Origin of the sequence: Gemmobacter sp. LW-1 (assembly GCF_001303875.1) — a bacterium.
GTDB lineage: Bacteria > Pseudomonadota > Alphaproteobacteria > Rhodobacterales > Rhodobacteraceae > Gemmobacter > Gemmobacter caeni.
The window spans coordinates 64029-76359 of the sequence record NZ_LJSC01000027.1; the positions used below are offsets into that span (position 1 = coordinate 64029).

Annotated in this window: 11 protein-coding genes and 1 pseudogene; 3 read left to right on the forward strand and 9 right to left on the reverse strand. The window is 65.1% G+C overall.

Annotation, left to right across the window (positions count from 1 at the left end):
* Positions 1 to 2: 2 nt before the first annotated feature.
* From AO684_RS04530 to AO684_RS04550, 5 genes are all read right to left on the reverse strand, one after another.
* Entirely contained in the window at positions 3 to 1241 is a 1239-nt protein-coding gene (locus tag AO684_RS04530) for a mandelate racemase/muconate lactonizing enzyme family protein (RefSeq protein ID WP_054301555.1), read from the reverse strand.
* 315 nt (positions 1242 to 1556) lie between these two features.
* Positions 1557 to 2339, reverse strand: coding sequence for a 3-oxoadipate enol-lactonase (gene pcaD / locus AO684_RS04535; RefSeq protein ID WP_054301556.1), 783 nt, complete (start codon positions 2337 to 2339; stop codon positions 1557 to 1559).
* A 3-nt stretch (positions 2340 to 2342) separates the two neighbouring features.
* Complete coding sequence (locus tag AO684_RS04540; RefSeq protein WP_054301557.1) at positions 2343 to 3320, reverse strand: threonine/serine dehydratase; 978 nt, start codon at positions 3318 to 3320, stop codon at positions 2343 to 2345.
* On the reverse strand, positions 3317 to 4141 hold the full coding sequence (locus AO684_RS04545) for an alpha/beta fold hydrolase (RefSeq protein WP_054301558.1): 825 nt from the start codon (positions 4139 to 4141) through the stop codon (positions 3317 to 3319). Before AO684_RS04545 ends, AO684_RS04540 begins: the two co-directional genes overlap by 4 nt.
* Complete coding sequence (locus tag AO684_RS04550) at positions 4138 to 4812, reverse strand: haloacid dehalogenase type II (protein ID WP_054301559.1); 675 nt, start codon at positions 4810 to 4812, stop codon at positions 4138 to 4140. Before AO684_RS04550 ends, AO684_RS04545 begins: the two co-directional genes overlap by 4 nt.
* 127 nt (positions 4813 to 4939) lie before the next feature.
* Here AO684_RS04550 and AO684_RS04555 point away from each other — a divergent pair, with 127 nt between their 5' ends.
* From AO684_RS04555 to AO684_RS04565, 3 genes are all read left to right on the forward strand, one after another.
* Positions 4940 to 6721 (forward strand): ABC transporter transmembrane domain-containing protein, encoded by a 1782-nt coding sequence (locus AO684_RS04555; protein WP_054301560.1) that lies wholly within the window; start codon positions 4940 to 4942, stop codon positions 6719 to 6721.
* Positions 6722 to 6840: 119 nt separating this feature from the next.
* Positions 6841 to 7293 carry a peptidoglycan-binding protein LysM gene (lysM, locus tag AO684_RS04560; protein ID WP_054301561.1) on the forward strand — a complete coding sequence of 151 codons (453 nt, stop codon included), beginning with the start codon at positions 6841 to 6843 and terminating at the stop codon, positions 7291 to 7293.
* A 183-nt stretch (positions 7294 to 7476) separates the two neighbouring features.
* Positions 7477 to 9363 carry an acyl-CoA synthetase gene (locus tag AO684_RS04565; protein ID WP_054301562.1) on the forward strand — a complete coding sequence of 629 codons (1887 nt, stop codon included), beginning with the start codon at positions 7477 to 7479 and terminating at the stop codon, positions 9361 to 9363.
* 6 nt (positions 9364 to 9369) lie between these two features.
* Here the strand turns inward: AO684_RS04565 and dtd are convergent, their stop codons facing one another.
* The 4 genes and pseudogenes from dtd to AO684_RS22145 form a co-directional block, all read right to left on the reverse strand.
* Positions 9370 to 9810, reverse strand: a complete 441-nt coding sequence (dtd, locus tag AO684_RS04570; RefSeq protein ID WP_054301563.1) for a D-aminoacyl-tRNA deacylase — start codon at positions 9808 to 9810, stop codon at positions 9370 to 9372.
* Complete coding sequence (locus AO684_RS04575; RefSeq protein WP_054301564.1) at positions 9807 to 10730, reverse strand: carbohydrate kinase; 924 nt, start codon at positions 10728 to 10730, stop codon at positions 9807 to 9809. Before AO684_RS04575 ends, dtd begins: the two co-directional genes overlap by 4 nt.
* 136 nt (positions 10731 to 10866) lie before the next feature.
* Positions 10867 to 11832: a phosphoribosylaminoimidazolesuccinocarboxamide synthase gene (locus AO684_RS04580; RefSeq protein ID WP_054301565.1), complete on the reverse strand. Its 966-nt coding sequence runs from the start codon at positions 11830 to 11832 to the stop codon at positions 10867 to 10869.
* A gap of 67 nt (positions 11833 to 11899) precedes the next feature.
* Positions 11900 to 12331 (reverse strand): annotated as a pseudogene (locus AO684_RS22145) (primosomal protein N' (replication factor Y) - superfamily II helicase); the annotation flags it as partial.

Sequence of the window (12331 nt, forward strand, 5' to 3'; positions counted from 1 at the left end):
ACTCAGGTCGGGGTGGAAGGGGCGCCCCCCTCAAAATGATTGGGGCGGCTGTAATCACAAGGCGCTTCCTGCATCTGGAGGTGCAATTGCGTGCCGGTATAGGGATGGGCGCGGGCTACCGTCTCGTCAAAGTCGATCCCGAGGCCCGGCGCCTCTGGCGGCAGGATATAGCCATCTTCCCAGCGGATCGAATTGCGGATCAGCTTCTGGTGGAAAGCGCCACCCGTCTCGATGGTTTCGGCAATCAGCAGATTGGTGATCGAAGCCGCAAGGTGCACGTTCGCCGCCCATTCCACCGGCCCGGCATAAAGATGCGGGGCCATCTGGGCATTGAACACCTCGGCCATGGCGGCGATTTTCTTTGCTTCCCAGATTCCGCCGACCCGTCCCAGCGCAGGTTGCAGGATCTTCACCCCACCCGCACGCAGCAGGGTGCCGAATTCGGCCTTGGTCGTCATCCGCTCGCCCGTGGCCAGCGGCACGCGGACCGACTTGGCGACTTCGGCAAATTCCAGCAGATTGTCCGGGGGGATCGGCTCTTCATACCACAGCGGGTTGTAGGGCTCCAGCTCGCGTCCCAGACGGATCGCGCCGGGCGTGCTGAACTGGCCATGCGTACCGAACAGCAGGTCGACCCGGTCCCCCACCGCCTCGCGGATGGCGCGGCAGAAGGCGACCGAACGGGTGATATCGGACATGGCGGGTTCGTGTCCGCCCCGGATCGTGTAGGGGCCAGCGGGGTCGAACTTCACCGCCGTGAAGCCCAGATTCATGAAGCGCACCGCTGCTTCGGCTGCCATCTCGGGCGAGACCCAGAATTCAGCGCTTTCGCGGCCCGGTTCCGGATAAAGATAGGTGTAAGACCGGATGCGGTCATTGATGCGCCCACCCAGCAGCGCCCAGACGGGTCTGTTGCGCGCCTTGCCGAGGATATCCCAGCAGGCGATTTCCAGCCCTGAAAAGGCCCCCATCACGGTGGGATCGGGCCGTTGTGTGAAGCCTGAGGAATAGGCGCGGCGGAACATCAGCTCGATGTTTTCCGGGTTTTCGCCCTGCATGTGGCGTTCGAACACATCCTCGATCACCGCCTGCATGGCCTTTGGCCCCACGGTCGAGGCGTAGCATTCGCCATAGCCGGTAATGCCGTCATCGGTCGTCAGCTTCGGGAAAATCCAGTAGCGCCCACCCCAGCCGGGCGCCGGAGGCGCGACGATGAAGAGTTCCAGATCCTTCAGCTTCATGCGCTGTATCCCTGTCGCAGAGGGCGCGGGCCTGCGCTTCCCGTCGCCGGTTGCCCCTGTTTCACTGGGAAAGGCTAAGCCCGCAACGCGCGTGAGACCAGTGATTGTGCGACAAGAATGGCTCAGGCGCGACAATTTTCGTCGTAAATGTCAGGCGTGCGACCGGACGAAGTTCTGTGCCGGCAAACCGGCCCGAAAGTCGGGAAAGGTCAAGACATTTGCAGGACAAAGCAACAGAACATCAGGAATATCCCACACAGACCAGAGAGTCAGCGGGCTTCCTTCATGCGGATCATTTGGGCTGGGTTGTTCGATTTATACATGGCCGATACGGCGCAGGAAGCCGGATAGCGCCTCGGAAAATGCCTCAGGCGCATCGACGGGCGGCAGATGGCCGGAGCCGCGCAGCAGGCGGAACTCTGCCCCTGCGATCAATTCGGCGGTTTCGCGCACCAGATCGGGCGGAGTCGAGCCGTCCTCGCTGCCCGCAAGGGTCAGTGTCGGCAGCGTGAGGCTGGCGGTCGGCGTATAGAAATCCGTCCCGCCAATCGCGGCACAGGCGCCGATATAACCCTCGGGCGCACAGGCCAGCAGCCGTTCGCGCCACGGAAGATGGTGGCCCCCGGCTCGGAAGCGGCGGCTGAACCAGCGTTCCATCGTGGTGTCGGCCACGGCCTCCATGCCCTGATCTGATACCGATTGGGCGCGGGCCTGCCACTGGCTTTCGATCCCGATACGCGCGGCGGTGTTCGACAGTACCATACCGCGCACCAGTTCCAGGCGCTTCACGGCCAGCCCCTGTGCCACCAGTCCCCCCATCGACAGGCCGACGAATACGCAGTCCTTTACCCCCAGATGATCCAGCAGGCGCTCTGCATCGCGCACCAGTGCACCCATCGTATAGGGTGGGGCAGGCACGTCTGACCCGCCGTGACCACGATGGTCATAGCGGATGAGGCGCAGGCCAGGCGGCAGCAGCGGCAGCACTGCGTCCCACATCGTCAGGTCAAGTCCAAGCGCATGGGAAAAGACCACCGGCGCGCCGGTGCCCTCGTCGCGGTAGTTCAGGCGCAGATCGGGCAGGAAGGCCAGCGGCATGGCTCAGCCCCCGAAGCGGGACAGGGCCGAAGTGAACAGGCCCGCGTCTATATTGCCGCCAGAGGCGATGACGATAACGTCATCCCCCTCGATCTCGTCGGGGCGGAACAGGGCGGTGGCAAGGGCCACGGCGCCGCCCGGCTCCAGCACAATCTTCAACCGCGTGAAGGCCAAAGCGACGGCGTGCAAGGCCTCGTCATCCGTTACGGCAAAGCCGGGGCCGCAGAGCCGGCAGTTGATCGGGAAGGTCAGCGCGCCGGGGGCCGGGGTAACGATGGCATCGCAGAGCGACCCGGCCTGCCGGGCGTTACGACAAACCTCACCGCTGGCAAGGCTGCGGGCCGTATCGTCAAAGCCTTCGGGTTCGGCCGGGCGGGGGCGCAGGCCCGGCATCCGGCTTTCCAGTGCAAGACCCACACCGGCAGTCAATCCGCCGCCGCCGCAGGGGATGATGACATCGGCCTGCCGGATACGGTGTTCCGTCGCCTGTTCGGCGATTTCAAGGCCGCAGGTGCCTTGCCCGGCGATGACCTCCGGCTCGTCATAGGGCTTGATCAGGGTCAGCCCGCGCTCTGACGCGATCCGGGCGCCGATGGCATCACGGTTTTCCCGTTCACGATCATACAGCACAACTTCAGCCCCGAGGGCGCGGGTGTTGTCGATCTTCAGGCGCGGCGCGTCGCCGGGCATGACGATCACACAGGGCGCGTGATGGCGCTGAGCGGCCAGCGCCACCCCCTGCGCGTGATTGCCCGAGGAATAGGCGATGACACCGGCCTCGCGCTGTTCGGCGGACAGGGCAGAGACCGCTGACCAGCCGCCGCGAAACTTGAAAGAGCCGGTATGTTGCAGGCATTCGGCCTTTACCCAGACCCGGCGCCCGGCGATGTCGTTCAGGAAGGCAGATCCCAGCAGCGGCGTGCGCAGCGCATGCCCGGACAGCCGGGCGGCCGCGGCCTCGATATGGGTGATGTCGATCATGCCATGCTCCTGATCCAGCGATGCAGGGCATCGACGGCTTCGGTTTCGTCGAGGAAGGGGATATGGGCGCGGTCCGGCACATCGGCAAAGATCATGTCGGGGCGGCGGCGGCGCATCTCTGTCGCGGTGGCCTCGGACAACAGATCGGAATTGGCGCCCCGGATCAGCGCAACCGGCAGGTCTGCCAGCGCGTCGAACAGCGGCCAGGCTTCCGGCAGATCGCCCTTGAAGGCGGCAAGGAAAGCGTCGCGCAGCGCCGGGTCATAGGTGATGCCAAGCCCGCGCTCAGTGGGCTGATAATGCAGTCGTGCTTCCTCCAGCCAGCGGGTTGCGGGCACATTGGCGAAGCCCGGCATGTTGCGGGGCAGGGCCTCGGCCAGCGCTTCGTAACTTTTGGCGCGGGGATTATGGCCGATGTAGTCGAAGATCCGCTCCAGCCCCGGACGTTCGATCACCGGGCCGATGTCGTTCAGCGCGACGCCGCGCAGACGATCCTTTGCGGTGGCGGCAAGGAACATGGCAATGAGCCCGCCGCGCGAAGTGCCCAGAACAGCGGCTTTGTCGATTTCCAGATGATCCAGCAGGCGCAGCGCATCCTGCGCCTCCTGCGGCACGGTGTAGGTCTCGGCGCCGGTCCACTGGCTTTCTCCGCGTCCGCGATAATCCATGCGGATCAGCCGGACGGGCGGCAGATGCGGGATCATATAGGCGAAATCGCCCATGGTGCGGGTAAGGCCGGGCAGGCAAAGAACCGGAAGCCCCGCGCCTTCGTCCTTGTAGGCAAGGCGGGCGCCGTCTGTGGCGGTGAAGAAGGCGGTCATGGCAGAAGATCCGTCAATGAGGAAAGGTCGCGGGCGATATGGTCGGGCCGTCCGGGCAGGCGGTCGACCGGCGCGCCGATGCGGTTGACCCAGAGCGTGCGGAAGCCGAAGGCGCTGGCGCCTGCCACGTCCCAGCCGTTCGAGGAAACGAAGAGCACCTCGGGCGGGGGTACGTCAAAGTGTGCGGTCACTAGCGCATAGACCGACGGGTCCGGCTTGTAGATGCCCAGATCCTCGACCGAAAGCACGGCGTCCAGCAGGGGCGCGACACCGGCGGCACGGGTGGCAGAGGACAGCATGGCGGGCGTGCCGTTCGACAGGATTGCGCGGGGCAGGCCGCGCGTCTGCACCGCCTTCAGCATCGCGGGCACCTCCGGATAGGCGGGCAGTTCGTCGTAAAGCGCCAGCAGACGGGCGCGCAGCGCCGCCTCTTCCAGCCCTGCCGCCTCCATCGCCCAGTCCAGCGCCTCGGCGGTGACCGAGGCAAAATCGGCATGGTCGCGCATCAGACTGCGGAGCCAGGTGTATTCAAGCTGTTTACGCCGCCAGTCATCGGCCAACCGGGGCCAGAGCCCGGCCAGCCGGGTATCGCTGGCCGCCGCCGCGCGTGCCGCACCCGCCACGTCGAACAGCGTGCCGTAGGCATCGAAAACCACCACTGAAACCTGCATCACGCACCTCCGGGCGCCAAACTGGCACAGGGGCAGGGCAGACGAAAGGGGGGCAGCGGCGGTTCGTCACGCTTGCCCCGCGCCGATCCAGCCCCTAAACCCGTCGGCGCGAGACAGGAGAAGCGCGATGGCCCGTGGCACTGAACCCCTTCCCGACCGCGCCGCATCGAAACGTGTGGGCGCGCTGGCCGGGCTGAAACCCTTCCTTGCGCCCTATCGGTTCATGGTGATCGGCGCGCTTGCCGCGCTGACGCTGACCGCCACGGTCAGCCTGATCCTGCCGCTGGCGGTGCGGCGTGTCGTCGACAATTTCAACTCTGCCGCCGGGCTGCTGGATCAGTATTTCGGGGCGGCGCTGCTGATCGCCGCCGCTTTGGCGCTGGGCACCGGGGCACGCTATTACCTTGTCACCCGGCTGGGCGAGCGGGTTGTGGCCGATATCCGCAGCGCGTTGTTCAACCGCGTTTCGAGCCTGTCGCCCGCCTTCTTCGAACGTATCCTGACCGGCGAGGTTCTGTCGCGGCTGACCACCGACACGACGCTGATCCTGTCGGTGATCGGCTCTTCCGTCTCGGTCGCGCTGCGCAATGTGCTGCTGCTGCTGGGGGGGCTCGGCTTCCTGTTCTGGACCTCGCCGAAACTGACCGGCCTTGTTCTGCTGGTGGTGCCGGTGGTGGTGGTGCCAATCGTGGTGATGGGGCGCAAGCTGCGCAGGCTCAGCCGCGACAATCAGGACTGGATCGCCGCTTCGTCGGGATCGGCCTCTGAAGCGTTGCAGGCGGTTCAGACCGTGCAGGCCTATACGCATGAGGGCCGCACCCGCGCCGCTTTCGCCGATGTGACCGAGAAATCCTATGCTTCGGCGCAGGCGCGGATCGGCACGCGGGCGGTAATGACGGTCATCGTGATCTTCCTCGTCTTTGCCGGGATCGTCGGTGTGCTGTGGATCGGTGCGCGCGACGTGCGCGAGGGCGCGATGACGGCGGGCGAGCTGGTGCAGTTCGTCATCTATGCCGTGATGGTGGCGGGCGCCGTGGGCGCGCTGTCGGAAATCTGGGGCGAGTTACAGCGCGCGGCGGGCGCGACCGAGCGACTGGTGGAACTGCTGCATGCCAAGGACACGGTGCAAGACCCGCCCGAGCCCAGGGTGCTGCCGCGCCCGGTGCGGGGTGAAATCGCCTTTGAGGGCGTGCGTTTCCATTATCCGACGCGGCCCGAAAGCTCTGCCCTGAACGGGGTGGACCTGCATGTGCGGGCGGGCGAGACAGTGGCGCTGGTCGGCCCTTCCGGCGCGGGCAAGACCACGATCCTGCAACTGCTGCAACGGTTCTACGACCCTCAGGAGGGGCGCATCACGCTGGACGGGATCGACCTGCGCGACATGGCGCGCGGCGATTTCCGGCAGGTCATGGCGCTGGTGCCGCAAGACCCGGTGATCTTCGCCACCTCCGCACGCGACAATATCCGCTTCGGCCGCCCCGAGGCGAGTGATGCCGAGGTGGAGGCCGCCGCCCGCGCCGCCGCCGCGCATGATTTCCTGACCGCGCTTCCCGAAGGCTATGACACCTTCCTGGGCGAGCGCGGGGTGATGCTGTCGGGCGGGCAGAAACAGCGTGTGGCCATCGCCCGCGCCATCCTGCGCGATGCGCCGGTGCTGCTGCTGGACGAGGCGACCTCGGCGCTGGATGCGGAAAGCGAACGTGCGGTGCAGGCGGCGGTGGATCGTCTGGCCGAAGGGCGCACCACGCTTGTGGTGGCGCACCGTCTGGCCACCGTGAAACGCGCCGACCGTATCGTGGTGTTCGAGGGCGGCAAGATCGTCGCGCAGGGCAGCCATGACGCGCTGGTGGCCGAAGGCGGGCTTTATGCCCGTCTCGCGCGGCTGCAATTTACCGATGGTACGGCCTGATCCCGCTCAAGGGGGAAAATTGCCGCAGAATGTTCACTGGAACCCGGTGCCGATGCGGGGCATGCTTTTCCTGAAGGGGCCGCGCATGTCGCTGCGGCCGGTACAGGTGGGAGAATGTCATGGGTCTGTGGTCGTTCGTGAAGGATGCCGGGTCGTCGCTGTTTGGCTCGAAAGCTGAGGCTGCCGAGGCACCGGACGCGGCTGCCGCCAAGGAAGAGGCGCTGAAGAAAGAGGTTGAGAATCTGGGCCTTGATGCCAGGGATGTGCAGATCAGGGTCGAGGGCGACAAGGTCAAGTTGACCGGCAAGGCCGCAACGCCGGAAGCGCAGGAAAAGATCATCCTCGCCGTGGGCAATGTCGATGGTGTGGCCGAGGTCGAGGCCGAAGATCACCCCGATGCCCCCGCGCCGGTGTTCCACACCGTCAGGAAGGGCGATACGCTGTCGGCCATCGCCAAGGCGACGCTGGGTAACGGCAACCGCTATATGGAAATCTTCGAGGCCAACAAGCCGATGCTGAGCCACCCCGACAAGATCTATCCGGGCCAGATGCTGCGTATCCCGCAGAAGTGATGCCGCGCGGGCGGCCCCTCCGCCGCCCGCTGTTTCTGACGCTGCGTCGGTCAGGGCGGGACGTAGCGTAGCCTCCAGACCGCTTTGCTTGCGGCAAGGCCCGGAAATCCGCATTCTGGCAGAGAGGAGACCGCCCGGTCGTCGCATCACGCGCGGAACCGGCGGCAGGGGAGGAATTGACGGATGGGAAGCTTTGCCAATGTCGCCGACATCAAGGCGATCGAGGCCGAAATGGGCTGGGCCGAACGTGACATGGCCCGTAGCATTCACGACTTCATCGGCCGCGCGGCCAAGGCTCATGGAGCCCGCCCCGCTGTGACCTACATGCTGACTTCCGGTCCTGCCGATCCTTCGGAAACCCTGACGTGGTCCGAACTTTTCGGCAAGGTCACCCAGGCCGCCAACCTGTTCCGCAGTCTGGGCGTTGGCGAAAAGGATGTGGTGGCCTTCGTGCTCCCCAACAGCTCGGAAACCGTGCAGGTGCTGCTGGGCGGAATGGTCGCGGGGATCGTCAACCCGATCAATCCGCTGCTGGAACCCGAACAGATCAGCGCGATCCTGCGCGAGACCAATGCCAGGGTTGTCGTCACTTTGCGCGCCTTCCCCAAGACCGACCTGTCAGCCAAGGTGGCCGAGGCGGTGAAATACGCGCCTTCGGTCAAGACGGTGCTGGAGGTCGACCTGCTGCGCTATCTGAAGCCGCCGAAGAAATGGATCGCGCATTTCCTGCGCCCCAGATCGCCGGTCGGACATCATGCAAATGTCAAAAGTTTCCATGCCGAGATACGCAAACATCCGGCTGACCGCCTGACCTTTGCCGATACGCGCGAGGATCGTGTGGCCGCCTATTTCCACACCGGCGGCACGACCGGCATGCCGAAGGTGGCGCAGCACAAAGTCTCCGGCATGGTCTATAACGGCTGGCTGGGGCACCGGCTGCTGTTCCGCGAAACCGATACGGTGATGTGCCCGCTGCCGCTGTTCCATGTCTTCGCGGTCTATCCGATCCTGATGTCCATGATCGCCTCAGGCGCACATGTGATCTTTCCGACGCCTGCCGGTTATCGCGGCGAGGGCGTGTTTGACAATCTGTGGAAGCTGATCGCGCGCTGGAAGGTGACATATCTGATCACCGTGCCCACCGCGTTGGCCGCGCTGATGCAGCGCCCGCTTGATGCCGATGTCAGCACGCTGCGCGGCGCCTTCTCCGGTTCGGCGCCCTTGCCCATTGAGCTGTTCAACCGCTTCGAAAAAGCGACTGGCGTGCAGATCATCGAAGGTTACGGCCTGACGGAATGCACCTGCCTTGTGTCCTGCAACCCGCCTTCGGGGGCCAAGAAGACCGGCTCTGTCGGCATCCCGTTCCCCTATACCCATGTCCGCATCCTGCATGCCGACGGCAATGGCGGCTTCCGCGAATGCGGTGTCGATGAGGTTGGCGAGATCTGCGTGGCCAATCCCGGTGTCTTCGAGGGGTCAACCTATACCGAGGTCGACAAGAACCGCTCACTGTTTGCCGAAGGCCGCTATCTGCGTACCGGCGATCTGGGGCGGCTGGATGCCGAGGGCTATCTGTTCATCACCGGGCGGGCGAAGGATCTGATCATCCGGGGCGGCCATAACATCGACCCGGCGCTGATCGAGGAAACCCTGATGCGGCACGAGGCGGTGGCCTTTGTGGGTGCCATCGGTCAGCCCGATGCCCATGCGGGTGAACTGCCCTGCGCCTATGTCGAGTTGGTAAAGGGGGCAAGCGTGACCGAGGCGGAGCTTGCGGCTTTTGCCAGGGAGCATATCCCCGAACGCGCCGCCGTGCCGAAACACGTCGAAATCCTGCCCGAACTGCCCAAGACTGCCGTGGGCAAGGTGTTCAAACCCGATCTGCGCCGCATGGCAATCCGGCGGGTTCTGGATGCCGCGCTCGCCGCCGAAGGTCTGGAAGCGCGCGTGGTCGAGGTGGTCGAGGACAAGAAGCGTGGCCTCACCGCGAAACTCGCGCCGAAGGCCGAGGGGGATCGCGTGGCGCAGGTGCTGGGCAATTTCGCAACCGCCTGGGACTGGCAGGGCTGAGGGCTGTCAATTGTCGGTGTCGATCCAGATCGTCACCGGCCCCTGATTGACCAGTTCCACATCCATATCGGCGCCGAAGATGCCATTGGAGGTGGGTAGACCCTCCGCCTGCATCCGCGCAGTGAAGTACTCATAAAGCCGCTTCCCTTCAGACGGGGGTGCGGCGGTCGAAAATCCGGGGCGGTTGCCGCGCAGATCGGCGGCCAGCGTGAACTGGCTGACGATCAGACAGGCGCCGCCGATGTCGCGCACCGACAGGTTCATCTTGTCCTTGTCATCGCGGAAAATGCGCAGCCTGGCGATCTTCGTCGCCAGCTTATCCGCATCGGCTTCTGTATCGCCCTGCATGGCACAGACGAGGATCATCAGCCCGGCGCCGATCTCCCCTGTCACACTGCCGTCCACAGTGACCTTCGCGCGCGAAACGCGCTGGACGATGGCCCTCACAACTCGGACCGCCAGGGCGGATTGGCGCCCGCGCGCGAAACGGTCACGGCCGCCGCGCGCGTGCCAAGGCTCAGCGCCGCGTCCAGCACCGTATCGGGCAGGGTGACCAGAGCCTGCTTCGTCAGCACACCCGCCTCGTCCAGCGCCGCCAGAACGCCCGCGTTGAACGTATCGCCCGCGCCTACCGTATCAGCCACAGTCACCTTGGTTGCCGCAACGAAGCGATCCTGCGTTGCCGTCACCGCCCGCGCACCCGCCGCGCCCTCGGTGATGAACACCAGCTTCGGCCCCTGCGCGACAATCCCCCGCGCGAGCGCCGAAACCTCGCCCGGACCCAGCAGCCAGTGCAGATCCTCGTCCGACAGTTTCACGATATCGGCCCGCGCGATCATCCGCTCGATCCGCGCGCGATATTCCGCTTCTTTGCCGGCAATGAAACCGGGCCGGATATTGGGGTCGATCATCGTCACCCGCATGCGGGCCTCGCGCGCCTGCAATGCCTCATAGGTGCTTGCGGCAGGGTCGTTTACCAGGCTGATACCGCCAAAGAACAACGCGGCCGCGTCGGTCGGCAATTCGGGCAGTTGATCGACCGACAGCATGCGCCCCGCCGTACCCTCGTCATAGAAGGCATAGGTCGCCTGACCGTTCACCAGCTTGACGAACGCCACCGTCGTCGGCCGTCCTGACCGCGCCAGAAACCGCGTATCCACATTCGAGGCTTCCAGCGTCTCGGCCAGAATCTCGCCCAGCATGTCGGTCGAGACGCCTGAAAAGAAGGCTGAGGCCGCGCCCAGCCGCCCCAGCGCGATGGCGGTATTGAACACCGCCCCCCCGGCATAGGGTGCGAAACAGGGCTCGCCCGCCGTGCTTTCGCGCGGCAACATATCGATCAGCGCCTCGCCACAGCTCAGAATCATCGCAACCTCCCGAAGTTTCGGCGCTTATATCCGAAAAAGCGATGTTAGCGCAAACATCGTCTTTGCTCCTTGCAAAATACTCCCGGAGGGGACGCCCGGAACGGGCGGGGGAGGCAGGCAGCCTCCCCTCGGCGCCTCACGCCCCGAAATACGGCGAGAGATGGGCGCGCACCCGGTCCAGCACGGTGGCGCCTTCCAGATCGGGCACGAAAGTCTCGCCGGTGATCGCCTCGAAAGCCTGAATATAGACGGCGCTCGTCGCCTCGATCATCTCTGCGGGGATCTCGGGGATGGCATCCTTGTAGGGGTCACAGCGCGCCGCGACCCAGGCGCGGATAACATCCTTGTCAAAGCTCGGCGGCCGCGTCCCGTCACGCAGGGCGGTTTCATAGCCGTTGGCCAGCCAATAGCGGCTGCTGTCCGGGGTATGGATCTCGTCCGCGATCAGGATATTGCCGTCCAGATCCACACCGAATTCGTATTTCGTATCGACAAGGATCAGCCCGCGTTCGGCCGCCATCTGCTGTCCGCGCGCGAACAGCGCCAGCGCCTTGGTGGAAACCTCGTCCCATTGTGCCTGGCTCAGCAGGCCCTGTTCCACGATCTCTGTGGCCGTCAGCGGCTCGTCATGGCCACCGTCGAAGGCTTTCGACGTCGGCGTGATGATTGCCTGCGGCAACGCCTCGTTGTCGCGCAGCCCGTCGGGCAGGGTATGGCCATACATCTGCCGCTGCCCCTTTTTGTAAAGCGTCAGCACCGAGGTGCCGGTGGTGCCCGCCAGATAGCCGCGCACCACGATCTCCACCGGCAGGATGGTCAGCCGCTTGCCGATCACCACATTGGCATCCGGGTAGGCCACGACGTGATTGCCGCAGATATCGGCGGTGCGGTCGAACCACCAGCGCGCGACCTGCGTCAGCACCTGCCCCTTGTAGGGGATCGCCGCCAGAATCCGGTCGAAGGCCGAGATCCGGTCAGACGAGATCAGGATGCGGCGGCCCTCGGGGAAGTCGGGCGTCGGCGGCAGGTCATAGCAATCGCGGACCTTGCCGAAATAGGGGCTGGGCAGTTCCGGGATACGGGCTTCGGTCAGAACACGCATGGGGGCCTCCGGTCGCGGGTTGGCTGCCTATCGCGCGCGGGCGGGGGGCTGTCAACCTTGTGCCCCCTCATCCCAGATAGCCTTTCTGGTTGGCCCAGGCGAAGGCCCCGGCTACGATCAGCGCCATCAGGATGGCAAAGGCGATCTTCCAGGCGCTGTACGGCCGTTCGCCCTGCACCTTGCCGGTCTGGCCGTTGACGACGAAGCGATAGCTCTTGCCGTTGTATTTATAGGCCGCCATCCAGATCGGCAGGAGCACATGTTTGAAGGTTTCCGCCGAATAATCGGTGTCGACCGATGTGATGCGCTGTTCGTCACCGCCGATGTCGCGGCGCACATCCTGCGCGATGACCTGCGCCATCTCCTCACGCGCGCGAGCCCAGCCTTCCTCCAGCCCGACGGTGTAGCCTTCGGCGGTGAACCCGGCGAGGTAATCCTCGCGGTAGGGTTCCAGACGACCCAGATCCCAAGGGGCGAGCGCATCGGTATAGCGGCGGGG